This is a genomic window from Hirschia maritima DSM 19733 (assembly GCF_000378345.1).
Lineage (GTDB): Bacteria > Pseudomonadota > Alphaproteobacteria > Caulobacterales > Hyphomonadaceae > Hirschia > Hirschia maritima.
This window is the reverse complement of record NZ_KB899544.1, coordinates 586553-612761: the sequence shown is the minus strand read 5'-3', so window position 1 is coordinate 612761 and position 26209 is coordinate 586553. Positions and strand designations below refer to the sequence as shown.

Genomic DNA, 26209 nt, shown 5'->3' with positions numbered 1-26209 from the left:
CAAAAAGAGAGGTAGCTAGTTTGCAACGTGAGCGGGGGTCATACTCATCATGTGCGAATGGGTCAAGTGTTTAAAGAAGCATTGAGCCAGTAAATTTATCTTTTTACTCATTACATCGTATTTTAGCACGAGAATCCCATCTTTCTGGTAGATAAACACTACAATTTGAAAGTCGGAAAACCGCTGCGTGCAGGGAAAACCACCCTACCCGCATCACCTCTGAAATCTGATGAAATACATAGAATCATTTGGTGTAATTACATAGAAAACAAAACGAACTAAACGGTTCAAAATTTTCGCTGCAAAACAAAAAAGCACCACTGAAAAAGTGGTGCTTTAATGATTCTATTGAAGCTTAAAAAAGCTATTCAGCTTCTGGAGCTGGAAGCGCCTCTAATTCAGCATTCACTTTACGCTGTTCGCGCAGCTTAATGTCACGATCATAGGCCATCTTACGGTAGTGACGTAATGCGCTACCTGTACCAGCCGGGATTAGACGACCAACAATAACGTTCTCTTTCAGGCCTTCCAGAGTATCAATTTTACCCTGCACAGACGCTTCAGTAAGCACGCGTGTTGTTTCCTGGAATGATGCAGCAGAGATGAACGAACGTGTCTGTAGAGACGCTTTCGTAATACCTAAAAGGATTGGCGTACCAATCGCTTCACGCTTCTTCGCTTTACGCGCAGCAGCATTTGCATCTTCATACTCAAGAACGTCAACTTGCTCACCTTTGAGAAGCATTGTTTCACCAGCGTCCGTTACTTCAATTTTCTGAAGCATTTGACGCACGATGACCTCAATGTGTTTATCATCGATAGGCACACCTTGCAGGCGGTAAACTTTCTGAACTTCGTCAACCAAATAGTTAGCCAACGCCTCAACACCCATAATAGCAAGGATATCTTGAGGTGCCGGGTTACCATCTAGAATATACTCACCCTTCTTGATGGCATCACCTTCTTGAATAAGTAGGTGCTTACCTTTTGGAATGAGATATTCAGCTGGCTCGCGCCCTTCCTCTTCAGGAAGAACACGAATACGACGTTTGTTCTTATAATCACGGCCGAATTCAATCGTTCCATCCAGCTCTGCAATAACAGCGTGGTCCTTAGGACGACGTGCTTCAAACAATTCAGCCACACGCGGCAGACCACCCGTGATATCTTTTGTTTTTGCACCACCTGTTTGCAAACGAGCAACCATGTCACCAGGAACAATAGTGTCACCTTCAGCCACAGACAGAATTGAATCAACTGGCAAGTGATAACGCGCCTCAGATCCATTTTCTAGTTTCACAACTTCACCATTGTCGTCCACTAGAACCACAGCTGGTTTCAGATCAGCTGCTGCCTTAGCACCCGAACGCCAATCGATAAGAACTTTAGAGGCAATACCTGTTGCTTCATCTGTTTCATCGCGAGTTGTCAAACCATCAAGCATGTCTTCGAAACGGACAATACCTGTTGCTTCTGATATAATTGGTGTCGCAAATGGGTCCCAATCAGCTATACGCTCTCCACCTTTAACTTTGGCTCCTTCACCAAACTTCAAGTGTGTTCCGTATCCAGGCTTAAATGTCTGACGGATACGACCGTCTTCATCCACAACCTTCACTTCCATAGAACGCCCAACAATCACAAACGTCTTGTCTTCGCGCTCTACGAGAGCAGCATTTTCAAGCTTGATGATACCGTCAAAAGCCGCATCAACAGAAGAGTCGTTCGATACCTGCGCCGCACCACCAATGTGGAAAGTACGCATTGTAAGCTGTGTTCCTGGCTCACCAATTGATTGCGCTGCGATAACACCTACCGCTTCACCCTCATTCACACGTGTACCGCGAGCTAGGTCACGTCCATAACAAGACGCACAAACACCATTGCGTGTTTCACATGTTAGAACTGAACGTACCTTGATTGAATCGACACCAGCTTCATTAAATTCAGCTGCCAAGTCTTCTTCAATATAAGTATTTGCAGGAGCGATGATGTCACCTGATGAAGGATGTTTAACATCTTCTGCAGTTGTGCGTCCAAGAACGCGATCACCAAGTGACACAACAACTTCAGCGCCATCCATAACAGCGGACAATGTAATACCGCGTGCAGTACCACAATCTTGCTCTGTAATGATTGAGTCTTGAGCAACATCAACTAGACGACGTGTCAGGTAACCTGAGTTCGCAGTCTTAAGAGCTGTATCCGCAAGTCCCTTACGTGCACCGTGGGTGGAGTTAAAGTATTCAAGAACGGTTAGACCTTCCTTGAAGTTAGACACGATTGGTGTCTCAATAATCTCACCAGACGGCTTAGCCATCAGACCACGCATACCAGCCAACTGTTTCATCTGGTTCTTAGAACCACGCGCACCGGAGTGCGCCATCATGAAGACTGAATTTGCTTCGTCGTGACGGCCTGTTTCAGGATCCACAATTGGCTCCGCAGATGCATCCATCATCGCGTCAGCCACTTTGTCTGTACACTGTGACCAAGCATCAACAACTTTGTTGTACTTCTCACCACGTGTAATCAAACCGTCTGAGTATTGACGCTCATATTCTGAAACCTGATCACGCGTATCTTGCACAAGTTTGATCTTCGCTTCAGGGATAACCATGTCATCCTTACCAAACGAAATACCACCACGCGCAGCTTCACGGAAACCAACGGCCATGATTGCGTCACAGAACAGAACTGTCGATTTTTGACCGCATGCACGGTAAACCGTGTCAATGATGCGCCCAACGGCTTTCTTAGTCATCAACTCACCAACAAGATCAGGGCTGATTCCTGGAACTTTTGGCAGACACTCAATGATCATCATACGACCGGGTGTCGTCTCAATGACTTGTGACGTAGGATTACCCTCTGCATCAAAGCTGCGGTAACGCGCCTTAATTTTTGTGTGAAGAGTAATTACCTTATTCGTCAAAGCATGTTCGATCTCGGCCATGTCTGTGAACATCATGCCTTCGCCAGGCTCATTCTCTTTCTCAATTGAAAGATAATAAAGACCAAGAATGATGTCTTGAGATGGAACCACGATAGGTTTACCATTGGCTGGTGACAGAATGTTGTTTGTCGCCATCATAAGTACACGTGCTTCCAACTGAGCTTCAAGGCTCAATGGAACGTGCACAGCCATTTGGTCACCATCGAAGTCAGCGTTAAACGCTGCACATGCCAATGGGTGTAGCTGGATAGCCTTACCTTCAATCAGTTTAGGCTCAAATGCCTGAATACCAAGACGGTGAAGCGTCGGCGCACGGTTCAACATAACCGGGTGCTCACGGATCACTTCTTCAAGGATATCCCAAACTTCAGGCTTCTCTTTCTCAACCATTTTCTTGGCAGCCTTAACGGTCCCAGTAAGACCTTTGGCTTCGAGGCGAGAATAAATAAACGGCTTAAACAGCTCCAGCGCCATCTTCTTAGGAAGACCACATTGGTGAAGCTTAAGTTCAGGACCAACCACAATCACAGAACGACCAGAATAGTCCACACGCTTACCAAGCAAGTTCTGACGGAAACGTCCCTGCTTACCTTTAAGCATGTCTGATAGTGATTTCAGAGGACGCTTGTTTGTCCCTGTGATCACGCGACCGCGACGGCCGTTATCGAACAACGCATCCACAGATTCCTGTAGCATACGCTTCTCGTTACGGATGATAATATCAGGCGCACGAAGCTCCATAAGGCGCTTCAAACGATTATTACGGTTGATCACACGACGATACAAATCGTTCAGGTCAGATGTTGCAAAACGTCCACCATCTAGAGGCACCAATGGACGAAGCTCTGGTGGAATAACCGGAATAATCGTCATAATCATCCACTCTGGACGACACTGTGAGTGCAAGAAGTTTTCCACGATCTTCAAGCGCTTAGCGATTTTCTTAGGCTTAAGCTCACCTGTAGCTTCTGCCAAATCTTCACGAAGTTGATCAGCAACCTGCTCGAGGTCCATGTTCATGAGCAACTCACGAACAGCCTCGGCACCAATCATGCCTGTGAAAGAATCTTCACCATACTCATCCTGAGCATCCATGTACTCTTCTTCCGTCAAGAGCTGTTTAGGCTCAAGCGGTGTCAGACCAGGCTCTGTCACGATGTAGGCTTCAAAATAAAGAACGCGTTCCACATCCTTCAGCGTCATGTCCAGCATGAGTGAAATACGGGATGGAAGTGATTTTAGGAACCAAATGTGCGCCACAGGTGCTGCAAGATCAATGTGTCCCATGCGCTCACGACGTACGCGTGCCAATGTGACTTCAACACCACATTTCTCACATGTCACACCACGATATTTGATGCGCTTATATTTACCACAAAGACACTCATAGTCTTTCACGGGCCCAAAAATACGAGCACAAAACAACCCATCACGTTCTGGTTTGAACGTTCTGTAGTTGATCGTTTCAGGTTTTTTAATTTCACCTGAAGACCATTCACGGATTTGCTCCGGACTGGCTATTGCTATTTGAATGGCCTCGAAATTCGGTGCCGGGGCGTTTGGATTATACAGATTGCTGATTTCCTGGCTCATCCTGACGCGATCTCCCTTAAAGGGTGGGCCTACGGACCGGATCAGAGCCGACCCGTAAGCATAAAAATATTACGAAATTAGTCTCTAGAAGCGTATAACTACGCTTCAGGATCCTCGGCCTCAAGCAACTCTACATTCAGACCAAGAGAACGCATCTCTTTGATCAAAACATTGAAACTCTCTGGGATACCGGCCTCGAAGCTATCATCACCACGAACGATAGATTCATAAACCTTAGCACGCCCAGCAGTATCATCCGACTTCACAGTCAGCATCTCTTGTAGAGTGTACGCAGCACCATAAGCTTCAAGTGCCCAAACCTCCATCTCACCGAAGCGCTGACCACCGAATTGAGCTTTACCACCCAATGGTTGTTGCGTCACAAGTGAGTAAGGACCAGTTGAACGAGCGTGAATCTTGTCATCCACCAAGTGGTGAAGTTTCAAGAGATACTTATACCCTACAGTTACCTTACGAGAGAAGCGCTCTCCAGTACGTCCATCATAAACGACGGACTGCCCGGAAGTATCAAACCCAGCTCTAGTCAACATTGTATTGATGTCATCTTGAGATGCACCGTCAAATACAGGTGTCGCTATCGGAATACCTTTTTTCAGGTTTCCAGCTAGTTCGACAAGCTCTTCTTCACCTTCTGGGAGCTCTTGGTTGTCACCATAACAGTGAGCCAATTGATCCTTCAGTTTTACGATATCATTGTCACGACGGTACTCTTTTAGTGAGTCATCGATCATGCGACCTAGACCAGAGCACGCCCAACCAAGGTGTGTTTCCAGAATCTGCCCAACATTCATACGTGACGGAACACCTAGTGGGTTCAGTACGATATCGACCGGTGTACCATCTTCAAGGTGAGGCATGTCTTCAAGAGGATTAATACGTGAGATAACCCCTTTGTTTCCGTGACGACCAGCCATTTTATCACCTGGCTGAAGCTTACGCTTCACAGCAATAAAGACCTTCACAATCTTCATCACACCTGGAGGCAAGTCATCGCCACGTTGAACCTTGTCAACTTTGTCTTCAAAACGTGCTTCGATCAATGAACGTGAATTATCCAGAGCAGATTTCACATTGTCGATTTGAGTTTGAATTGCTTCATCCTCAACCGCAATCTTCCACATGTCTGTTTCATAAACATCGTTCAAGCTGTCAGCGGAAATTTCACCTTTGCTGAAACCTTTAGGACCTGCGATCGCTTTTTGACCGATTAGAAGCGTGCGAAGACGATCATAAGAGTCACGTTCAATGATCGCGACCTCATCATCTTTATCTTTTTGTAACGCTTCGATTTGTTCACGTTCTATTTGAAGTGCACGCTGATCTTTATCTACACCGTGACGGTTAAAGACGCGGACTTCAACGATTGTCCCTGTATCACCCGGAGGCACACGAAGAGATGTATCACGAACGTCTGAAGCTTTCTCACCAAAGATAGCACGCAGAAGCTTTTCTTCCGGTGTCATTGGGCTTTCACCCTTAGGTGTCACTTTACCAACCAGGATATCCCCAGCTGTTACTTCAGCACCAACCGCGATAATACCAGCTTCATCTAGGTTACGAAGAGCTTCTTCACCCACATTTGGAATATCACGAGTGATTTCCTCAGGACCAAGTTTTGTATCACGAGATGCGATTTCAAACTCTTCAATGTGAATTGAAGTGAACACATCATCGCGCACAATACGCTCTGAAATCAGGATAGAGTCCTCAAAGTTGTAACCAGACCAAGGCATGAATGCCACAAGTACGTTACGACCTAGAGCCAAATCACCAAGATCAGTTGAAGGACCATCAGCTATGATGTCACCCGCAACAATCTCATCACCCACTTTTACGATTGGGCGCTGATTGATACATGAGTTTTGGTTTGAACGCTGGAACTTGGATAGGCGATAAATGTCCACACCAGATGTTGTAGCATCAAGACCATCAAGCGCTCGAACAACAACACGTGTCGCATCGACCTGCTCTACCACACCAGAACGCTTAGCCACAACAGCCGCACGAGAGTCACGCGCAACGATGCGTTCCATCCCCGTACCAACAAGTGGAGCATCCGTTTTCACCAATGGAACAGCCTGACGTTGCATGTTTGATCCCATCAATGCGCGGTTCGCATCGTCATTCTCAAGGAATGGGATCATAGCGGCAGCAACAGACACGACCTGCTTCGGAGAAACATCCATGTACTCAACTTCTTCACGCGGAACTAATGTTGCTTCACCGGCAACACGTGCGTTTACAAAGTCATTCTCAAGGCGTCCGTCTTGACCAACCACAGCGTTGGCCTGAGCAATTTTAAAACGGTACTCTTCCATTGCAGATAGGTAGTCTACCTGATCTTGAGGAACACCGTCTTTAACTTGGCGATATGGGCTCTCAATGAATCCATATTTGTTGATACGTGCGTGTGTCGCCAAAGAGTTGATCAAACCAATGTTTGGACCCTCTGGTGTTTCAATCGGACAAATACGACCATAGTGAGTTGGGTGCACATCGCGCACCTCAAACCCTGCACGCTCACGTGTAAGACCACCAGGCCCAAGCGCAGATAGACGACGCTTGTGCGTAATCTCTGACAATGGGTTTGTTTGGTCCATAAACTGAGAAAGCTGTGAAGAACCGAAGAAGTCACGAACAGAAGCATGAACAGGCTTCGCATTCACAAGATCATGCGGCATGACTGTGTCGATATCAACAGAAGACATACGTTCTTTGATCGCACGTTCCATACGCACAAGACCTACACGGTATGCATTCTCTAGAAGTTCACCACAAGAACGCACACGACGGTTTCCAAGGTTATCGATATCATCGACCTCCCCTTTACCATCTTTAAGGTCCAATACAGTCGACATCACACCAAGAATATCTTCTTCGCGTAGTGTACGTGCTGTGTCAGGAGCTTCTTCCAGAGTAAAGCCAAGGCGCATGTTCATTTTCACACGACCAACAGCCGAAAGATCATAACGCTCGGAATCGAAGAACAATTGGTTGAACAAAGCTTCTGAAGCTTCAAGAGTCGGTGGCTCACCAGGACGCATGACACGGTAAATATCAGAAAGAGCTTCAGTTCTGTTTGATGCTTTGTCTGCTTTAAGAGTGTTACGCAACCAAGGACCACGCGCAGCTTCACTATCTGTATCAAGAACAGTAATCAGCTCAATGCCAGCATCGCGTAGTTCTGCAATGTTTTCTTCAGTCAGTTCATCACCGGCTTCGATATAAATCTCACCAGTTTCCATGTTGACGACATCTTCACCAACAAACTTACCTTCTAGGAAAGTTGAAGGCACAAGCACTTCTTCAACACCGTTCTCTGCAGCACGCTTGGCTTTAATCGGGGACACTTTTTTCCCACCATTAAAGACAACCTTACCATCAGCGGCATTCAAAATGTCGTGCTCTACACGAACGCTCTTCCAACGCTCTGGCGCGTATGATGTGATCCAACCGGACTTATCAATACGGTAGCCAACTTTAGAGTAGAAAGTATCAAGAATACGCTCGTGATCATAACCTAAAGCTTGTAAGATTGCTGTTGAAGGCAATTTACGCTTACGGTCGATACGCACGTGCATAATGTCTTTTGCATCGAACTCAAAGTCCAACCAAGACCCACGGTACGGAATAATACGGGCAGCAAACAACAGCTTACCTGATGCGTGCGTTTTACCTTTATCATGATCGAAGAACACACCTGGGGAACGGTGCATTTGAGATACGATAACACGCTCAGTACCATTCACAATGAATGTACCTTTTTCCGTCATCAACGGGATGTCACCGAGGTATACGTCTTGCTCTTTAATATCTTTAATAGAGCGAGCGCCTGTTTCTTCGTCTGTCTCAAACACGATCAGACGCAGCTTAACCTTCAATGGTGCAGCATAATTCAAATCACGCTGCATACACTCTTGAACATCAAACTTTGGCGGCTCAAACTCATAAGACACATATTCAAGGGTCGCACGATCAGAGAAATCTTTGATCGGGAACACTGACCTGAACACTGCATCGAGCCCTTCTCCCTCACGTTGTGAGGTAGACACGTGCATTTGCAAGAAATGCTCATATGACGAACGCTGAATTTCAATCAGGTTCGGCATTTGTATTGATTCTGGGATATTCCCGAAGGATTTCCGAATACGCTTTTTCGCCGTAAACGACAGAGCCATGTTTGGGCCTCTTCTTCAGGGTTAACTATTTCGCGCCAATCAAGGGAAAATAGAAACCTCGCCACATCCGGTGCGCAAAAGCGACGACCCGGAAATGGGACGCCGCCTTAAAAGTTTAAAGGCTATCCGATCACCTTACGCGGGATGACCGAATCGCCTGCATTCGTTAAGCTTACTTAAGCTCGACTTCAGCACCAGCCTCTTCAAGCTTTTTCTTGATGTCTTCAGCTTCTGCTTTGTCAACGCCTTCTTTAACTGCTTTAGGAGCAGCTTCAACAAGCTCTTTAGCTTCTTTCAGGCCAAGACCTGAAACAACTTCGCGAACTGCTTTAATCACGTTGATTTTCTTAGCACCTGCAGATTTCAGAACTACGTCGAATTCTGTTTTCTCTGCACCTGCATCAGCACCACCAGCGTCAGCGCCAGCAACAGCAGCAACAGCAACAGGAGCAGCAGCAGATACGCCCCACTTTTCTTCTAGAAGAGTAGCAAGCTCAGCAGCTTCCATAACTGATAGAGAAGATAGGTCTTCTACAATTTGTTCTAATTTGGACATTGGGTTTCTTCCTAATATGTCTGTATTCTTTAAACTTGAACTGAATGTTTAGAGATGTAGCAATTAAGCAGCGTCTTTTGAGCCATACGCCGAAACGACGCGAGCCAATTGACCAGCTGGTGCCTGAAGCACACCAGCAACTTTCGTTGCAGGCGCTTGAATAACACCAATAATCTTGCCGCGAAGCTGATCCAGAGAAGGCATTTTGGCGAGAGCCTCAACCTTAGCTTTATCAAGCGCATCGCCCTCCATGATCCCACCAACGAGAACGAGCTTTTCGTTTCCTTTGGCGTACTCAGCACACACCTTAGCGGCAGATACTGGGTCTGGTGCGTAAGCAATTGCAACCGGGCCTGTAAACATCCCAGCAGCTTCTTCACCACCTTGACCATCAAGAGCAATCTTCGCGAGACGGTTCTTAATAACTTTTAGACTTGCACCTTCAGCACCAAGCTTTGTGCGCAGGTCTGACATCTCCGCCACAGTCAGTCCGGAATAATGGGTTACGATAATCGCACCCGATTCGCTAAAAATGCCCTTAAGCATTTCAAGCGCTTTAACTTTTCCAGCTCTATCCATAGCGGCCTCTCAATTTAGGTAACCGAACCATCCGGTCACCCCAGGATAGCATGCAGATTAGCCCCAATACTCACTCAACCAATGGAAGAATGAGCATATCGAACTCATCGACATACCCCCGTCCCAGGGCGATATGGAAACCCAGATCACTCACGAGCAACAACTCAGGAGTGAACTTTGTCCTTCACACCCCGTCTCATACGGGCCATATGATTATGTGGGCAATTCTAAGAATAACCCCCACCCGCAATCTCGGACGAGAAAAGCGGCAGTGCAGTGTTAACCACTGACCTGCCGCCGAATTGATCTCTTATGCACAATTATGCGTCGGACGCAAGTGCTTCTTGAGTATCAATTTCAACACCAGCACCCATTGTGGAGCTTAGTGTAATCTTTTTAACGTATGTTCCCTTTGATCCAGAAGGACGTGCCTTTTGCAAAGCATCAATCAAAGTGCGTGTATTTTCAGCAATTGCATCTTCAGAAAAAGAAGCCTTACCAACACCAACGTGAACAATACCTGTCTTCTCAGCACGAAACTCAACAGCACCACCTTTTGCATCAGCGATAGCTTTTGCAACGTTTGGTGTAACAGTTCCAACTTTAGGGTTCGGCATCAAACCGCGCGGACCAAGCACCTTACCAAGACGACCAACAACAGCCATCATATCAGGCGTAGCAATCACACGATCAAAGTCCATTTTACCTTCTTGAACTTCAGCCATCAGATCTTCAGCACCAACGATGTCCGCACCCGCTTCACGCGCCTCATCAGCTTTTGCGTCACGCGCAAACACTGCAACACGCACTGAACGACCAGTACCATGCGGAAGCGAAACAACACCACGCACCATCTGATCAGCATACTTTGGGTCAACACCAAGGTTTACAGCAATTTCAACAGTTTCATCGAATTTCGCTGTTGCATTTGACTTTACCAACGCAGACGCCTCAGCGACTGAATAGGCTTTTCCTGCTTCAACGTTTGCACGCGCAGCAGTAATACGCTTTCCAACTTTAGCCATGATACTACTCCGTCACCGTCAAACCCATCGCGCGGGCAGAACCGGCGATAATTTTAGCACCCTGATCAGGATCGTTTGTGTTCAGGTCTTTAAGCTTTGCTTCCGCAATCTCGCGACACTGAGCCAAAGTCACAGAACCAGCGTTAACACGACCTGGCTCCTGACCACCCTTAGCAAGACCAGCAGCCTTTTTAAGAAGATAGCTAGCAGGCGGAGTCTTCACCACAAAAGTGAATGATTTATCTTGATAGTAATCAATCACCACAGGCATAGGCATGCCTTTTTCTTGATCCTGCGTTTTAGCGTTAAACGCCTTACAGAATTCCATGATGTTGATACCACGTTGACCTAGAGCAGGACCAACAGGTGGCGACGGGTTCGCTGAACCAGCCGGAATTTGCAGCTTAAGCTGCCCAAGTAATTTCTTCGCCATAATTTCCCTCTCGAAACGCGAAGCGTGCGAACAAACGAATCAACATTTGCCCACACAGGGAATGACGTGGTCCGGCGGCACTATGGACTTACAGCCCGCCTCCCACATCGCTATAAAGTCAGACAGGAAACTAAAGCTTCTCAACCTGACCAAATTCTAGATCTACAGGGGTTTCACGCCCAAAGATAGAAACTGTAACTTTCAAACGAGCAGTCTCAAGATCTACAGCCTCTACCGCACCCTCAAATGATGCGAACGGGCCATCAAGAACCTTGATCTTCTCACCAACCTCATAAATCACATCCGGTATCTCCGGACGCTCAGCTGCTTCAGTCGCCTGCCCAAGTATACGATCAACTTCGGACTGCCTCACAGGAAGAGGTCGCTTCCCACCGTCAGCACCAAGGAAACCGGTTACTTTAGGCGTCTCCTTCACCAAGTGATAAGCAGCATCAGTCAACTGCATTTTCACCAAAACATATCCAGGAAAATAACGACGCTCTGTTGTTTTCTTTTTCCCACGAACAACAGACACCACTTCTTCTGTTGGAACTTCGATCTCTTCAAAAAGATGCTCTAAGTCCTGCATCTCCGCTTGCTCGCGAATTGAAGCGGCAACTTTCTTTTCAAAGTTCGAATATGCGTGAACAATGTACCATCTGGCTTTGGCCATGAGATTCTAAATCCCTGTAATTAGCTTAACTAAGGCCGAAACGACCCAGTCTGTTAGCAAAAAGAAAATTGACGCAAAAACAACCATAATCAAAACCATGATCGTAGCCGCGATAGTTTCCTGTCGCGATGTCCAAGTTACTTTTCGTCCTTCAGCACGGACCTGACCAAAAAAGGTGAAAGGGTTCGTGCGCTTCTTGGTCTCAGCCATGAGCTTTCCGTATCTTCCCGATTTTAAGGGATGGGTTAAGCGGGACCTTGTAATCCAACACGGGCCCGACGTCCATACCTATCTACAAAAACTATCGATTTGTTATTTACTTGGCTTACGAAAACCCAAGTTTCAAGTCCATTCTTACTTTGTGAACCAATCACCGCCTGCCCAAAAGCTCTACATACCGCAGGCAGCATCAACCTTTTCATACAGCGTATCTGTTTCTTGCTCACTCAATACTTTTGGCGACACAATTGGTTTCCCAGTTTCCGAATCAAAAAAAGGATTCTTTTTGTACGCTCCAGTTAATTTGCCGACCAACACGCCAGTCATAATTTTCATCAAAGAACGTCGATACCCAAACCGCTCAATTTTCGCACCTCTTGCCGCCTCGGTATTCACGCGAAACCGACATGGACCAATGAGCTTTTCCAATTCCAAAACGTTTTCTGGCACACGAATCGCAGTTTGCAGAAAACCCACGAACGAAACTTTTGGATCAGCAACCGTATTCGCGAGAGGCGCACCGCAACACTTTGCATACCAGCGCATAAGCCCCCGCTCAGACAACATCAAACAACCGACCTGTCCCCACCCACTCTTCACTTCAATGCGAGATGGCACAGTTTGAACTACCTGAGTTCCGCCATGTTCATCCAAAATATCCTCCGCCCCAAAATATTCGGCTGATGCCTGACAATCACGACAATAACATCTTGCTCTATTCACAGTTAAAGAAGACGCCCCGCGTATTTCCGCAGATACATTTCCGCACTTACACCCAATTTTCATAACGCCACACACCTCCTCAGCAAATTAGAAACACCCAGCACAACATTACCACACATCCTGCTTACGCACGTTCCGCTACGATACGATTGTCAGCCCCTCTCTCTCAGGTAAATATGCATTCAAACACTTCATTTGAGATCGAGAATACAAATGCCACTACCAGATTCAATTCAAAAACGCTTACAACTACCCGCGATCGCTTCCCCTATGTTCATTATCTCCAATCCCGAGTTAGTTATTGCGCAGTGCAAAGCGGGAATTGTTGGCTCATTTCCATCACTTAATGCACGCGAACCGGGGCAATTTGAACAATGGCTTATTAGATTAAACGAAGAAATCACTGAAGACGACGCGCCTTATGCTGTAAACCTGATCCTTCATCACTCCAATAAACGCCTGCAGGAAGATGTAGAACTTTGCGTAAAATACAAAGTCCCAATTATCATCACCTCCCTCGGCGCAAAAGAAGACGTGTTTGACGCTATTCACTCATATGGCGGCATCGTACTTCACGATGTAATCAACCAAACATTTGCCCACAAAGCCATCGATAAAGGGGCAGATGGATTGATTCTTGTCGCCACTGGAGCGGGTGGACACGCCGGAACGCAATCCCCCTTCGCACTTGTTCGCGAAACACGCGAATGGTTTGACGGCCCAATAGCGCTCTCCGGCTCCATTGCTCATGGAGCATCCATTGCCGGCTCAATAGCCATGGGGGCCGACCTCGCCTATATGGGCTCTTTGTTTATTGCCACCGAAGAAGCCAATGCGGTCCCAGCATACAAGCAGATGGTAGCTGACAGTTCAGCAGAAGATATACTGTATACCAATTTGTTCACTGGCGTTCATGGAAATTATCTCACCCCATCCATTGTTGCTGCGGGAATAGACCCCAAAGAATTACACAAACAAGAAGCTGTTAAGATGAACTTCAATGAAATGGGCAGCGATGCCAAAGCTTGGAAAGACATATGGGGCTGCGGCCAAGGAATCGGCGCCGTTAAAAACGTTCGTCCTGCAAAAGATGTGATCGAGCAATTGAAGACTGAGTACTCAGAAGCAATCTCTAAATTCACAAACTAGAAAAACAAAAGCCGCACTCAAAACAAATTGAATGCGGCTTTTTTGTTTCCAATGGCAGGGGCAGTAGGATTTGAACCCACGACCCTCGGTTTTGGAGACCGATGCTCTACCAACTGAGCTATACCCCTTCACCGGAGAGACGCTGATACGCTATGCCAATATAAAATTCAAGCAAAAGCTGACACTAAATCAATATTTTTTAACACACCAAACCACGCGAATGGAAAACAACTTTCAATCAATTCCAACAGAAACACAGCGCACGCCCAATCTTGGCCCGTTTCTTGATTGATAGTCTCAACAAACACGAAACAGAGCTATTCTTAGCTTCAAAATAAAACAAATGGATCCTTTTTACGGAGATTCATTACTTTTTTGGGGTGCTTTTTTAGAATGGTTCGCTTATATGGCGAGTGAAACGGGAAATTATGGTTTGGAAAATTGGGAAGCTTGAAATGAAAATTGTAAAAAGCCTCAAAATCACATTAGCAGCAGCAACCCTATTTGCTGTAACAGCTTGTACAGCTTCTGCACCTAAACAAGGAAGCGAAAGCGCGCAATCAGTGATTCAGCCACCTGTATCAATTGAAAACAGCGAAACGGCAAAAAACACACCTACACCAGAAGCAACACCCACACCGGTAGCTAGCCCTACTAGCGAGGGATACAAATTAGGAAATGGTGACACACTGCGTATTACGGTATTTGGCGAACCTGAATTATCAGGTGAATTCCAAGTCGATGGTACAGGTATGATTTCAATGCCATTGATCGGTGAAATCAATGCATCTGGCCAATCTGTCCGCCAAGTACAACGCGCCATGGAAAACCTCTTTAAAGATGGCTACCTTAACAATCCACGCATATCTGCAGAAGTTGTAAACTTCCGCCCATTCTATATTTTGGGAGAAGTTAGTCGCCCTGGTGAATACCCATACACTGACGGTCTAACTGTTCTAAATGCAATTGCAACGGCTCAAGGTTACACATACCGCGCAAACAAAAAAGTAATCTTTGTTCGCGGAGCTGATGAGAAAGAAGAACGTCAAGTTCGCCTAACCTCTACTACCCCAGTAAACCCAGGCGACACACTACGTATTGGTGAACGCTTATTCTAAGCGATATTCACAATTAAACATCCAATCAAACGGTGCACAAACCCAATTTGTGCGCCGTTTATTGTTTTTCTAATACAACAAAATTACCGGAACTCATTTTTTTCAAAATATATGAAAAAGATACTAGACGAACCCTAATCAAATGCGCTAACAGATCGTCTCTCTGATTGCGGGTATAGCATAATGGTAATGCACTAGCCTTCCAAGCTAAGTATCTCGGTTCGATTCCGTGTACCCGCTCCAAGAGATATTCACAGCAAGACTGTATATCTCTAAGTCTATTTTCAGCCCTTACATTCTTTCATTCAATTAAACACAGTAAACAAAACTTCTGTCAGACAAATATACAATAAGCGTGGAAATTTTTACTTCACGCTGCACACCTCGCACAGTATTTGCATTGATTTTAACGAGATATTTAAATGCTACATATTGTACATCTATCACACATCTCTTATTGAATTGAGCTGACGGACAATTTCTCCTGAACGGATCCATATCTAATGTCGTCTAACGATAACGACGTAGCGATCATTATCGCAGCGTACAACGCCGAAAACAGCATTCAAAAAGCTGTTACGTCTGCACTTGCGCAAAAAAATGTCTCGCAAGTTATTGTAGTTGACGATGCTTCGAAGGATCAAACCACCCAGAACGCACAAGCTTGCGATGATAACACCGGAAGACTATTAGTCCTAACCCAAAGTGAGAATCAAGGCCCCGCTGCCGCAAGAAATGTTGCACTAAAAAAGACTACTGCGGCATGGTTCACCGTGTTGGACGCTGACGATTATTTGTTAGAAGACCGAATCCAGCACCTAGTGGAATTGAACGAGAATAACTACGATCTATTGGCAGATGATTTGTGGCTCCTAACAGAGGGACACAGCGAAGACAAAAAATATCCTATGCTTGGGATAGAAAGTGCGCACTCTCCGTCTCCCTTAAATTTGCCTACTTTCATTCTTGGCAACATTCCTCAAAAAAACAAAAACCGACGGGAATTAGGCTTTTTAAAACCCATCATACGAATGAAATGCCTCAGACATGCAAATCTTTCATACGATGAAAAGATGCGTCTCGGTGAAGATTACGATCTCTATGTACGGCTTCTTGCTCATGGCGCGAAAGCGGGCCTCATATCAACTCAGGGATACATCGCCGTTCGAAGATACAATTCCTTAAGTGGGCAGCATGGTTATATGGAGCTCAAGCATCTGTATGATTGTACGCGATCACACCAAACATTGCCTAACTTATCTCCCGCTTCAAAATCGGCAATGAGAAAAGCTCGGTCTAACGTTTCTAGACGCTATAGATGGGCCAAGATGATCAACGACAAAAAGACTAGGAACATCGCCGGCTTCTTGTCTTGCTTTTTTACATCGCCTAAAAACATTGCTTTTCTGTGCCGTAATCTTACAAACTCTGTGATTGATCGCACATTTAAAAAGCCCAGAAGACGCAAAGCATCCACTTAGGTCCACCGATTTGGATAGAAACAAAAAATTTCTTGCTCAAAATTAAGATTCTCTTTTTGGGACTTTAGTACGCTGAACCTCAACAGATTAATTAAGTTATTGAGGATTTCAACTATGAACAGTTACGTTTCTTCTTCAAACAACATTGTTGAATTCAACTCCGCCTACGCGTCAAACCACCCCGCTATCAAGGAATTGAAAGCAGAAGAAAAATGGGCTGGCTGGCAAACACTTTTGTTTATTCTGGCAACATGCGGTGTATTTTGGGCGACTATCTTTCTTTCATTTAGAGCTATATTTTTCTAGAACACAAAAAAAAGCCTTCCAGAACCTGGAAGGCTTTTTTTATATTTCACAACAATTGTCCCCCGACAAAATTTGCGAATAAAACCTAAATACTAATAAGCACCTTTTCCAAGCAATACAGCTGGGATCGAAACAAACAAGATTTTGATATCATTCCAGAAGGACCATTCGCGCACATACTTCACATCAAGCTCAACACGCTTGGAAAAGCCTGTATCACTTCGGCCACTCAACTGCCATAGACCCAACACACCAGGGCGCACGCTACAATAAACTGCAAAGTCCTGCATTCCACCGTAATCTGGAGTTTCAGCACGCGTAATCGTGCGCGGTCCAATTACTGACATCTCACCTTTAAGAATGTTAATTAACTGCGGTAACTCATCCAAACTGGATTTGCGAAGAAAGCGACCTACACTTGTAATACGTGGGTCCTTCTTCAACTTCTTAAACTGACGCCACTCAGCCGCAGCTTCAGGATCATTTTCCAGCACTGATTTCAATTGATCTTCAGCATTTAGCACCATTGTTCTAAACTTATAACAATAGAACTCTTTGCCATCCACGCCGATACGACGCTGTTTAAACAGGGCCGGTCCGCCATCGTTCATTTTAATCAAAATAGCAACGAGCACATACAAAGGAAATAGAAAAACAATCACCCCTGCAGCAAGCGCCAAATCCGCTATACGTTTTGACTTGCTCAATCTGGCCTTAGACCAATTGCTTTGATTTTGTTCAACTCCGCTAAGTCCACTTACGAAGCCACTTTCAATAATAGTATTGTGTTTCACAGCTATTCATCCCATTTGCGTGCTCTACACAAGGGCTCCCGCAAGAACCGCGCCAGTTATGAAAAATATCCCGTAAAAGATTTTCCAAAACCGAAAAACACCCACCCAAACTCTACAAGTCGCGCTAATTTAAACGATAAAATTCGAACGATAAAATTAACAAATTAAGCTCGCTCATTCCTGCAACGACCTTACAGACACAAATAAACGAACAGAACAGAATTGCAATCAGTTAATGTAGTTTTTCTCCATTCACGCGAGTTTATTTTACAGTTCATTCCAATAACTGAACATAAACACGCAACATCCATTAAATTCATAGTATTCACATCACTCTATACAACAAATAATAGTTTGAACTTCATTTATAACAATCGAGCAAGCGAACTTAAAAACATAAACCGGATGTCACCCAACCAATTAATATATAACTATACTTAATTTAACTACACACCTAAAAACGAACCCCATCGTTACTTTTGATTTTCATTCCTCGAAATATCAAAAACTCGTAAAACGTTTAATGACGGCAATACTTAAGTGTTAATGAGAAACTGCTTGCCGTTGTATTTCACTTGTTGACTTTAATAAATTAGATCTAAAAATAAGCGCACTGACAATTCAAGAAAAAACACACCCAACCGGCTCCAAAGGAAAGTTAAAAGCTTCTTTGCTCTATTGATACACGACTATGCTCAATTTCAAGGCATGACGCATTCTTTCAATTTGAATTACTGAACTGTCTTATTCTAATACACACCTGCACACTATGCGGCATACATCCAATCGGAAAACACAAAAAATTTCGTTCTCAAACAACTATTGATATGAAGTAACTTATTCCAATGTAAGTAAAATGGTGGAGGGGACTGGATTCGAACCAGTGTACGCAATGCGGGCGGATTTACAATCCGCTGGATTTAACCACTCTCCCACCCCTCCAAGGGTGTAACACTAATAGAAGTGTTAGAAAGATCTTTGCTTGCACAGCTTTGAAAACGTCTCTAAGCCTGCTCGCAAATACCTTACGAAGGGCGCTTTATAGACATGAAGAACAAACCACGCAAGCAGTCGTTTGCGGACAAACCCAAAAAAAATTACAAAAATCAAAAAAAATCTACTTATCAACAACTTCCAGAAGGTGAAGTGTGGATTTGGGGCGTTCATGCAGTCTCATCAGCCTTAAAAAATAGCGAAAGAAAGAATCTTCGTGCCTTTTTAAGCCGAAATGGCGCTCAAAAACTAGGATTGAATGCTGATAGCCTTCCTCACTTTGCTCAATTGTCTGATCCCAAAGACATCGACCGTCTACTTCCTCCAGATTCAGTCCACCAGGGTGTTGCGTTACACACAACCGAATTGAATGGGGCAGAGTTTGAAGATGTTCTTGCAAATGGAGAAGGCCCCATTGTAATTCTCGATCAAGTTACTGATCCACAAAATGTGGGCGCTGTTTTCCGTTCGGCAGCTGCTTTCGATGCGAAGGCGGTGGTCATGCAGACTAGAAACTCACCTAAACTCGGAGGCGCTCTGGCGAAAGCAGCTGTGGGAGCAATTGATACAATACCGGAAGTCGCGGTTGTTAATTTGTCGCGCGCTGTGACTGCATTAGCAGATGCTGGCTGGTGGGTTGTCGGGATGGATGGGAATACTGACGTTGACATCAGTGAAGCATTCGATACCCCCGCCCCTCTGGCAATCGTTATGGGTGCCGAAGGTTCTGGAATTCGTCCACTTATCGCGAAGGCATGTAGCCAACTTGCCAAAATTCCAATTTCGCAAAAAATGGAAAGCTTGAATGTGTCCAGTGCAGCTTCAATTGCACTGTATGAAGCGTCACGCCAGCTTCTGAAAGAAAAGAAATAATGTCAGCTCTAGTTATCATTTGATAGCACTTCAATTGCATATCAGTATATGTCTTCAATATGATTAGAGTGATACTGTGCCAAACCAATCCAACTCGATTTCAAGAATTCTTGTCGCTATTGCTACCTATAAAAGGAAAGCGCCGCTTGAAAAATTATTATCTAGTTTGGAAAAGTTGAAGCTCTCTACGCTGAGTGCAAATGAAGTCACGATCTTAATCGTGGACAATGATCCTGATCGGAGCGCCCAATCAGTATATGATACTTATTCAGAAACCAGCATTTATAAAGTGCAATATCAATGGGAAAAACGCCCAGGCGTAACACATGTCCGCAATACTGCGTTGGAAATCGGGCTCAAAAATGGTTTCGAATTTGTCGCCTTCATTGATGATGACGAAGTTGCGCACGCAAATTGGCTGGAAGAACTTCTAAAACAGCAAAAACAAGATTCCGCCGATGCTGTTTTCGGAAACGTCATATCTCAATACGAGAATGATACGCCCAAATGGATATCAGCGTCGAAGCCTCATGGGATCGAACTTCCCAAGCCGGGCCCTACAGACACTCCAGCTGGTGTTGGGAATTCTTTGATTTCTCTGGATGCAATAAAACGTACTGGCCTCAAATTTTCAGAAGAAATGTCGTTAACGGGAGGAGAAGACACACTTTTCTTCTACGAGATGCATGATGCTGGCTGCACTTTATCAAACGCTCCCAATGCTGTTGTTGATGAAGATGTTCCCTTAAACAGGTCAAGTTTGGGTTGGTTGTGGAAACGCTGGTATCGCACAGGCATAACCGACTCAATCATTATAAATCGCCATAAATCCAACTCAAGCAGACGTATAAAAGCACTTATAGATGGCTTAATACGTACAAGCATTGGAAGTATACTATTGGGAATTAGTTGGGTCACCAAACTTGGGAAAACTGACGCCACCATTGGCAAGCGCGTTTTCACGGTTGCCCGAGGGGTAGGAATGTTGTCATACGCGTTTGGTGGCACATATGAAGAATACGGATCAAAAAAGGCAGACTAAATAGCCTGCCTTTCAAATGATTCAAACTGAATTTTGGCGTTATTAACCTCCACCAAATTTTTCAGTCCACTCTTCCACGTGAGCATCTTCAATTTTTGAGAACAACACATCCGGCGCTCTGACTTCCATACCAATTGGAAGCGCATTCAATATGCCCGACACATCATCTAATCTGAATGATCTATTTGCTTCAGGCACACCAATAGCATCCAGAATTTTTTTCCCAGTCTCCGGAATGATGGGCAAAGCTAGAATTCCGAACAGAGCCACAAGGTTCAATCCGTATCGAACACCAACAGCCGCAGCATCTTTATCTGTTTTAAATTTCACCCAAGGCTCGGCTTTTGTGAGATATTCATTCCCCGCAGCCCAAATTGCTCGCGTCTCGGCTGCTGCCTTCCTAAACTCCATGTTCTCATAATAAGACACAAGCTGTGGAAGTCGTTGTTTCAATTCATTTTCCAACCACGCCTCGTCTTCTCCTACTTCGCCTTCGCCCGGCAATACACCATCAAATTTCGAAACCGTATATTTTGTGATCCGGTTTACGAAATTTCCAAGCACATTTGCGAGATCAGAATTGATTGCAGACTGGAAACCTTCCCAAGTAAAAGGTGCATCTGATCCCTCAGGAGCATTTGCAATCAAATACCAACGCCAATAATCTGCCGGCAATAAATCAAGTGCTTGATCCATAAACACGCCGCGTTTTTGGCTCGTTGAGAATTTACCACCATACCATGTCACCCAGTTGAACGCCTTTAGTTTATCAACCGTTTTCCAGGGTTCTTGAGACCCAAAAATGGTGACCGGAAATGAGACAGTGTGGAACGCCACATTATCTTTTCCCATAAACTGAACATAAGACACATCATCCGCGCCCTCATCCTTGCGCCACCAACTTGCCCAATCACGTCCCTCTTCGGCTTCAGCCCATTCCTGAGTTGCAGCAATGTATTCAACAGGCGCATCAAACCAGACATAAAAAACTTTATCTTCAAAACCTGGACGAAGCTTTCCATCTTTTAAAACAGGTACTCCCCATTTGAGATCACGCGTAATGGCTCGGTCCTGAAGACCTTCATCTAACCACTTGTACGCAATGGATCTTGCAAGCTGCGGCCAGTTTTCCGCTTCATCTACCCACGAGCGGATAGTCGCCTGCATTTTCTCCTGTAAAAGGAACAAATGAACGGTATCGCGAATCTCAATATTTTTTGAGCCAGAAACCGCAGAATACGGCTCGATCAAATCAACCGGATCAAGCAAACGCCCGCAACTATCACATTGATCACCGCGCGCTTTTTCAAACCCACAATGAGGACAAGTCCCCTCTACATACCGATCCGGTAAAAAACGGCCATCATCAACTGAGAAAACCTGTTTTGATGTTCGCTCTTCGATTAATCCGTTTGCTTCTAATTTTTCTGCAAACTCTTGTGTCAATTTGGCATTTTGCTCTCCAGAAGAGCGTCCAAACCAATCGAAAGATAATCCAAACCCCTCACCTGCAGCACGCTGAATTTCGTGTTGTTCATCACAATATTGCTGGACGCTCACATTAGCTTCAGCCGCGGCAAGTTCCGCTGGAGTTCCATGCTCATCCGTGGCGCAAATATACAAAACATCATGGCCTTGCAGACGCTTAAACCGTGCATAAACATCCGCAGGTAACATTGAACCAGCCAAGTTCCCTAGGTGCTTTACACCATTGATGTATGGAAGAGCGGACGTGATCAGAATGCGTGACATATTACAATTTCGTCATAATAGAGTAAGGTAACAAGCCGGTCACATGCCTAGGCATACAAAATGACCGAATTGGGCGTTATTGTAGGGTTGTTTAGCGCGCTCAATGGGTAATTGAAAAGAGCTGGTTTCTAAGGAGGGTTAAAAGATGCCAAGAATAGGTGGAATTAACGTTATTGGTGTCGTTTTGGCGACAATCGCGTTCTATATGATAGGATTTGTGTTCTATGGAGTGTTGTTCACTGAAGATTGGACGGCACACACATTAGCATCAACCGGAGTTGCAGACTTTGATTCGATTCGTCAAATGTCTCCGGAACGCCTAGAAGCTGCGTGGGAAAAAGCTTTTCCAAATTCCGACCCAGCAATGTCTATGGGGCTTGGATTTTTAAGTACTTTGGTTACCGTAATTGTTCTGGCAGTTGTTTTGAGACAACTCACTGCTGGAGCAGCAAGCCTCACTTCCTACGCTGGATTTGCTGCTCTTCTAGCAATAGGTTTTTCTATAACTTCTTTGCTTTACGACCACATTTATGCGGAAAAAACACTTGCTCTATTTTGGATAGATGGAGCTCACGTTTTGATTGGATATGTCGTGAGTGCAATCGTACTTTCATTCTTTGAATAACCAAAATTTAGCAACTTTTCGCGCGGCTGATTTTTTTTTGAAAAAACTTCAAAAAAGGACTTGCATCCAGTCGCGCAAAAGATTAGTTACAGCACCTCTTCATGGTGTGCCGGCTTAGCTCAGTTGGTAGAGCAGTTGATTTGTAATCATCAGGTCGCGGGTTCGACTCCTGCAGCCGGCACCATGAAGAAAAAAATCCAGAAATATTGTTTATTAGATAATTCAGTTGTTATGAGACTGAGTTAATCCCTTTTTAGTTTCGATCTCAATTATGGTCTACACTTTCATCAAGTGGGAAATCGTATTTCAAATTGTACGCCGATGCCATCACTTGGATCACACACAATGATTTCACCATTTTGTGCTTCCACAATGGCTTTAACGACTGACAACCCCAAACCAGACCCACCACTCTGCCTATTCCGCGATGCATCTGCACGCCACCACCTATCGAAAACTTGCTTTTTTTCGTCATTCGACAATCCAGGCCCCTTATCTCGAATGATCAAAAGCGCGGCCTCACCATCTTTGGTTAAAGAAAACTCTATGTAGTTTCCCGATTGCGCATAACGAGCGGCATTTTCAACCAATGAATTGAGAACCTGCGTAACACGAGATGAATCCACATTCGCTTCCACAGAGGTCGTATTAACACCTATTTCAAAACTCAAAGCCTCAAGATCAGGTCGTGACGCCATTACAACGGCAGAAACTATAACTTCAAGGTCTTGTTTTTCGATCTCAAATTGTTGTCGGTCCGCCACTCCGCCCAATATTTTAAGATCTTTGACAATACTGACCAAAGTTTCAACCTGTCGAAGCAACGCCGAAATATTTTGGTCATTTGGCTCAAAAGCTCCATCTTTAAATCCCACCAATCTCCCCTGAAGTACGGTAAGGGGTGTTCGCAATTCATGAGCTATTGCAGCTGCTGATGCAGTCAATTCTCTATCAGCTTGTTCTAACGATCGCGTCATTCGTTCAAACGCGTCGTGAAGGTTTTGCGATTCTCGAGAGCGAAATAATGTTCGATCAGCTGAAAACTTATAGTCCCCCTTTGAGACATCGATAGCTGCCTCGGTGATCGATTCAATAGGCTTACTAATTCGACTTGCAACCCAAATTCCGATCCCTGTCGATATAGCTATTGCAGCAATACTGAGTATCACAACGTAGGTAATTTCTCCCCATCCGTATCGACTATCCCATGAATAGGAAAACGCTCCAACCAAGGCAGTGACCGCTTCTGAAGAAACCTCCTCTCGCGCCATCAATTGCTCGAGCGCCAGTCTATTTTCTTCCGATAGATGAGAAAGCCAACTAACTCTAATTTGCATATAGAACGCTGTCATTCCTGAAATAAAGATCAATAGAGCAATGATGGCAGTCAAAATCATCGAGAGCGACATCTGGACACGAAGTCTTTGATGTTTGGCCATTATGTCAAAGGCTCCAAACGATACCCTACTCCCCGCACCGTTTCCAAATATCCCTTGGCACCCGCAATTTCCAATTTTTTTCTTGTGTTAGAGACATGACTATCAACAGTGCGCTCCAGAGCCTCTCCTTCTGGAAGACATGCGTCGACCAATTCCGACCGAGAATAAGCACGCTTGGAAGAGTATGACATGTGAGCGATCACTAAGTATTCAGTTGGTGTCAGAGAAACATGAATTTCCTCATCTCCCCTCAAAACGAACACTGCATTCGCATCTCTATCAATTTTCAGGCAGCCAACTCTAAGCGCTATCTCATTGTCGACCTGACCGACAGTTCGACGGAGCACTGCTTTAACGCGCTCAACTATTTCCAGTGGATTAAAGGGTTTCACCACATAATCATCGGCACCAAGACGAAGAGAAGAAATCTTATCTATATCTTCGGCTAATGCAGTCATCATCACAACGGGAATATTTGAATTACGTCGAATTTCTCTTAAAACTTCCAAGCCATCTTTCTTGGGCATTTTTATATCCAACAATATTAAATCTGGCTTCAGCTGTTTAGCATGCAAAAGCGCCAGCTCCCCATCGGTTGCCTTCACAATGCGCATACCCGCATTTTCTAGATATACGCCAACAATTTCAGCAATTTCTGCTTCATCTTCAGCTATCAATATAAGAGCATTATCCATGTTTTCTCACATTCAAAACCACACTCAAACATATTTTCTGCGCCTGAATACATTGTCCATGTTTTATGGAGAGATTATGGAGAACACTTCCACAAAAAACCCCGCCCTGCTTAAGCAGAACGGGGCAATCTAGTTTTAGTTCAAAACTATATCTAGTTGTTGATGTATTCCATAACAATCTATAGTTTCTAAAACTAATTCCATTCTCAAGTTTTTCTTGAACTTATTTTGAACTATTCAATCTTTCCCGAATTGCCATGTCATTTGCTGCTTCCAAACTGGCAACATCATTCAAATTTATGTATTCACCCTCGAAGTCGAACGCCTTAACAGTGTGACCATCTCTAATGAGCTCATCAATAAAGTTCACAAACTCGATACTAGGACGCCCCTGATCAAACGCTTCTTCCAACGCCGTCAGTACTTTAGGGTTCACAATAAAAGTAGCCATTCCCAATATGTCATTATTCACTGTAACAGGGTTTTCGACCAAACGGATAATACGGTCATCACTGCGCTCTACAGAGAAATTCTTCTTGATCAGACTTTCATCCTGTTCACGTTTGACTGCAACTGTCACCATATTGTCATCTGATACTGAGGATTTAATCTCACCTATATTTGTGTTCAGATAGAACTCATCGCTCAACATGATACAAGCATGACGGCCTGCCAATAGATGTTTTGCTAGCACAACAGACCAAGCCCAACCTCGGTCAAGGTGGGAGTTTTCAATGTATTTTATACTAACGCCAAAATCGGCCCCATCACCAAACGTATCACGAATTGCATCTCCCATATAACCAAGGATAATTACAACCTCTTCTATATCCAGATCATCACGCATAATATCGATTGTACGTGCAATATTGGAACGACCATCGATCTCAAAAAGACCTTTGTGGATCTCATAACTATATGGACGTGCGCGAACACCACTTCCCGCTGCAGGTATAATACCGATCATTGATTTCGTCATAAATAGT

At 44.7% G+C, this 26209-nt stretch carries 21 protein-coding genes and 4 tRNA genes; 9 read left to right on the top strand and 16 right to left on the bottom strand.

What is annotated here, in order from left to right:
• Nucleotides 1-364: 364 nt before the first annotated feature.
• From rpoC to F551_RS0102780, 9 genes are all read right to left on the bottom strand, one after another.
• Nucleotides 365-4549 (bottom strand): DNA-directed RNA polymerase subunit beta', encoded by a 4185-nt coding sequence (gene rpoC / locus F551_RS0102820; RefSeq protein ID WP_018995961.1) that lies wholly within the window; start codon nt 4547-4549, stop codon nt 365-367.
• A gap of 98 nt (nt 4550-4647) precedes the next feature.
• Complete coding sequence (gene rpoB / locus F551_RS0102815; RefSeq protein ID WP_026296615.1) at nt 4648-8748, bottom strand: DNA-directed RNA polymerase subunit beta; 4101 nt, start codon at nt 8746-8748, stop codon at nt 4648-4650.
• A gap of 172 nt (nt 8749-8920) precedes the next feature.
• Nucleotides 8921-9304 carry a 50S ribosomal protein L7/L12 gene (rplL, locus tag F551_RS0102810; RefSeq protein ID WP_018995959.1) on the bottom strand — a complete coding sequence of 128 codons (384 nt, stop codon included), beginning with the start codon at nt 9302-9304 and terminating at the stop codon, nt 8921-8923.
• A gap of 63 nt (nt 9305-9367) precedes the next feature.
• A complete protein-coding gene (gene rplJ / locus F551_RS0102805) occupies nt 9368-9883 on the bottom strand; it encodes a 50S ribosomal protein L10 (protein WP_018995958.1) in 516 nt (171 codons plus the stop codon).
• A gap of 320 nt (nt 9884-10203) precedes the next feature.
• Nucleotides 10204-10908, bottom strand: coding sequence for a 50S ribosomal protein L1 (gene rplA / locus F551_RS0102800; RefSeq protein WP_018995957.1), 705 nt, complete (start codon nt 10906-10908; stop codon nt 10204-10206).
• Nucleotides 10909-10912: 4 nt separating this feature from the next.
• Nucleotides 10913-11341 carry a 50S ribosomal protein L11 gene (gene rplK / locus F551_RS0102795; RefSeq protein WP_018995956.1) on the bottom strand — a complete coding sequence of 143 codons (429 nt, stop codon included), beginning with the start codon at nt 11339-11341 and terminating at the stop codon, nt 10913-10915.
• 130 nt (nt 11342-11471) lie between these two features.
• On the bottom strand, nt 11472-12014 hold the full coding sequence (gene nusG, locus F551_RS0102790; RefSeq protein WP_018995955.1) for a transcription termination/antitermination protein NusG: 543 nt from the start codon (nt 12012-12014) through the stop codon (nt 11472-11474).
• A 6-nt stretch (nt 12015-12020) separates the two neighbouring features.
• Nucleotides 12021-12224 carry a preprotein translocase subunit SecE gene (secE, locus tag F551_RS0102785; protein ID WP_018995954.1) on the bottom strand — a complete coding sequence of 68 codons (204 nt, stop codon included), beginning with the start codon at nt 12222-12224 and terminating at the stop codon, nt 12021-12023.
• A gap of 180 nt (nt 12225-12404) precedes the next feature.
• On the bottom strand, nt 12405-13019 hold the full coding sequence (locus F551_RS0102780) for a DUF6151 family protein (RefSeq protein WP_018995953.1): 615 nt from the start codon (nt 13017-13019) through the stop codon (nt 12405-12407).
• A 150-nt stretch (nt 13020-13169) separates the two neighbouring features.
• On the opposite strand from F551_RS0102780, the gene F551_RS0102775 reads away from it, so the two are divergent.
• A complete protein-coding gene (locus tag F551_RS0102775; RefSeq protein WP_018995952.1) occupies nt 13170-14105 on the top strand; it encodes an NAD(P)H-dependent flavin oxidoreductase in 936 nt (311 codons plus the stop codon).
• A gap of 52 nt (nt 14106-14157) precedes the next feature.
• Here the strand turns inward: F551_RS0102775 and F551_RS0102770 are convergent.
• Nucleotides 14158-14233, bottom strand: a tRNA-Trp gene (locus F551_RS0102770).
• Nucleotides 14234-14560: 327 nt separating this feature from the next.
• Between F551_RS0102770 and F551_RS0102755 the strand changes: the two genes are divergently transcribed.
• The 4 genes from F551_RS0102755 (at nt 14561) to F551_RS0102740 (ending at nt 17010) form a co-directional block, all read left to right on the top strand.
• On the top strand, nt 14561-15223 hold the full coding sequence (locus F551_RS0102755; RefSeq protein ID WP_018995949.1) for a polysaccharide biosynthesis/export family protein: 663 nt from the start codon (nt 14561-14563) through the stop codon (nt 15221-15223).
• Between the two features lie 169 nt (nt 15224-15392).
• Nucleotides 15393-15466: transfer RNA gene (locus F551_RS0102750), tRNA-Gly, on the top strand.
• 260 nt (nt 15467-15726) lie between these two features.
• Complete coding sequence (locus tag F551_RS0102745) at nt 15727-16704, top strand: glycosyltransferase family 2 protein (protein ID WP_018995948.1); 978 nt, start codon at nt 15727-15729, stop codon at nt 16702-16704.
• Nucleotides 16705-16818: 114 nt separating this feature from the next.
• Nucleotides 16819-17010, top strand: coding sequence for a hypothetical protein (locus F551_RS0102740; RefSeq protein ID WP_018995947.1), 192 nt, complete (start codon nt 16819-16821; stop codon nt 17008-17010).
• 92 nt (nt 17011-17102) lie between these two features.
• Here F551_RS0102740 and F551_RS0102735 read toward each other — a convergent pair whose 3' ends face one another.
• A complete protein-coding gene (locus F551_RS0102735; RefSeq protein WP_018995946.1) occupies nt 17103-17804 on the bottom strand; it encodes a sugar transferase in 702 nt (233 codons plus the stop codon).
• A gap of 857 nt (nt 17805-18661) precedes the next feature.
• A tRNA-Tyr gene (locus F551_RS0102730) sits at nt 18662-18746 on the bottom strand.
• Nucleotides 18747-18851: 105 nt separating this feature from the next.
• Here F551_RS0102730 and rlmB point away from each other — a divergent pair.
• On the top strand, nt 18852-19670 hold the full coding sequence (rlmB, locus tag F551_RS0102725) for a 23S rRNA (guanosine(2251)-2'-O)-methyltransferase RlmB (RefSeq protein WP_018995945.1): 819 nt from the start codon (nt 18852-18854) through the stop codon (nt 19668-19670).
• A 76-nt stretch (nt 19671-19746) separates the two neighbouring features.
• The gene (locus F551_RS0102720) at nt 19747-20712 is read left to right on the top strand and encodes a glycosyltransferase (protein WP_018995944.1); all 966 of its coding nucleotides are present in this window, start codon (nt 19747-19749) and stop codon (nt 20710-20712) included.
• 42 nt (nt 20713-20754) lie between these two features.
• Here F551_RS0102720 and metG read toward each other — a convergent pair whose 3' ends face one another.
• Nucleotides 20755-22464, bottom strand: a complete 1710-nt coding sequence (gene metG / locus F551_RS0102715) for a methionine--tRNA ligase (RefSeq protein ID WP_018995943.1) — start codon at nt 22462-22464, stop codon at nt 20755-20757.
• Between the two features lie 145 nt (nt 22465-22609).
• On the opposite strand from metG, the gene F551_RS0102710 reads away from it, so the two are divergent.
• Both F551_RS0102710 and F551_RS0102705 read left to right on the top strand, forming a co-directional pair.
• The gene (locus F551_RS0102710; protein ID WP_018995942.1) at nt 22610-23089 is read left to right on the top strand and encodes a DUF1761 domain-containing protein; all 480 of its coding nucleotides are present in this window, start codon (nt 22610-22612) and stop codon (nt 23087-23089) included.
• Nucleotides 23090-23197: 108 nt separating this feature from the next.
• Nucleotides 23198-23273 (top strand) — tRNA-Thr (locus tag F551_RS0102705).
• A 103-nt stretch (nt 23274-23376) separates the two neighbouring features.
• On the opposite strand, the gene F551_RS16140 is transcribed toward F551_RS0102705, so the two are convergent.
• From F551_RS16140 to F551_RS0102690, 3 genes are all read right to left on the bottom strand, one after another.
• Nucleotides 23377-24528: an ATP-binding protein gene (locus F551_RS16140; protein ID WP_018995941.1), complete on the bottom strand. Its 1152-nt coding sequence runs from the start codon at nt 24526-24528 to the stop codon at nt 23377-23379.
• Complete coding sequence (locus F551_RS0102695; protein ID WP_018995940.1) at nt 24528-25223, bottom strand: response regulator; 696 nt, start codon at nt 25221-25223, stop codon at nt 24528-24530. The genes F551_RS16140 and F551_RS0102695 overlap by 1 nt, the downstream gene beginning before the upstream one ends.
• A 223-nt stretch (nt 25224-25446) precedes the next feature.
• Entirely contained in the window at nt 25447-26202 is a 756-nt protein-coding gene (locus F551_RS0102690) for a sugar phosphate nucleotidyltransferase (protein WP_018995939.1), read from the bottom strand.
• Between the last annotated feature and the right edge of the window lie 7 nt (nt 26203-26209).

Excerpts from the sequence above, each read along its gene's own strand:
- rpoC (WP_018995961.1), bottom strand. The coding sequence starts at position 4,549 with ATGAGCCAGGAAATCAGCAATCTGTATAATCCAAACGCCCCGGCACCG.
- rpoB (WP_026296615.1), bottom strand. The coding sequence starts at position 8,748 with ATGGCTCTGTCGTTTACGGCGAAAAAGCGTATTCGGAAATCCTTCGGG.
- rplL (WP_018995959.1), bottom strand. The coding sequence starts at position 9,304 with ATGTCCAAATTAGAACAAATTGTAGAAGACCTATCTTCTCTATCAGTT.
- rplJ (WP_018995958.1), bottom strand. The coding sequence starts at position 9,883 with ATGGATAGAGCTGGAAAAGTTAAAGCGCTTGAAATGCTTAAGGGCATT.
- rplA (WP_018995957.1), bottom strand. The coding sequence starts at position 10,908 with ATGGCTAAAGTTGGAAAGCGTATTACTGCTGCGCGTGCAAACGTTGAA.
- rplK (WP_018995956.1), bottom strand. The coding sequence starts at position 11,341 with ATGGCGAAGAAATTACTTGGGCAGCTTAAGCTGCAAATTCCGGCTGGT.
- nusG (WP_018995955.1), bottom strand. The coding sequence starts at position 12,014 with ATGGCCAAAGCCAGATGGTACATTGTTCACGCATATTCGAACTTTGAA.
- secE (WP_018995954.1), bottom strand. The coding sequence starts at position 12,224 with ATGGCTGAGACCAAGAAGCGCACGAACCCTTTCACCTTTTTTGGTCAG.
- F551_RS0102780 (WP_018995953.1), bottom strand. The coding sequence starts at position 13,019 with ATGAAAATTGGGTGTAAGTGCGGAAATGTATCTGCGGAAATACGCGGG.
- F551_RS0102775 (WP_018995952.1), top strand. The coding sequence starts at position 13,170 with ATGCCACTACCAGATTCAATTCAAAAACGCTTACAACTACCCGCGATC.
- F551_RS0102755 (WP_018995949.1), top strand. The coding sequence starts at position 14,561 with ATGAAAATTGTAAAAAGCCTCAAAATCACATTAGCAGCAGCAACCCTA.
- F551_RS0102745 (WP_018995948.1), top strand. The coding sequence starts at position 15,727 with ATGTCGTCTAACGATAACGACGTAGCGATCATTATCGCAGCGTACAAC.
- F551_RS0102740 (WP_018995947.1), top strand. The coding sequence starts at position 16,819 with ATGAACAGTTACGTTTCTTCTTCAAACAACATTGTTGAATTCAACTCC.
- rlmB (WP_018995945.1), top strand. The coding sequence starts at position 18,852 with ATGAAGAACAAACCACGCAAGCAGTCGTTTGCGGACAAACCCAAAAAA.
- metG (WP_018995943.1), bottom strand. The coding sequence starts at position 22,464 with ATGTCACGCATTCTGATCACGTCCGCTCTTCCATACATCAATGGTGTA.
- F551_RS0102710 (WP_018995942.1), top strand. The coding sequence starts at position 22,610 with ATGCCAAGAATAGGTGGAATTAACGTTATTGGTGTCGTTTTGGCGACA.
- F551_RS16140 (WP_018995941.1), bottom strand. The coding sequence starts at position 24,528 with ATGGCCAAACATCAAAGACTTCGTGTCCAGATGTCGCTCTCGATGATT.
- F551_RS0102695 (WP_018995940.1), bottom strand. The coding sequence starts at position 25,223 with ATGGATAATGCTCTTATATTGATAGCTGAAGATGAAGCAGAAATTGCT.
- F551_RS0102690 (WP_018995939.1), bottom strand. The coding sequence starts at position 26,202 with ATGACGAAATCAATGATCGGTATTATACCTGCAGCGGGAAGTGGTGTT.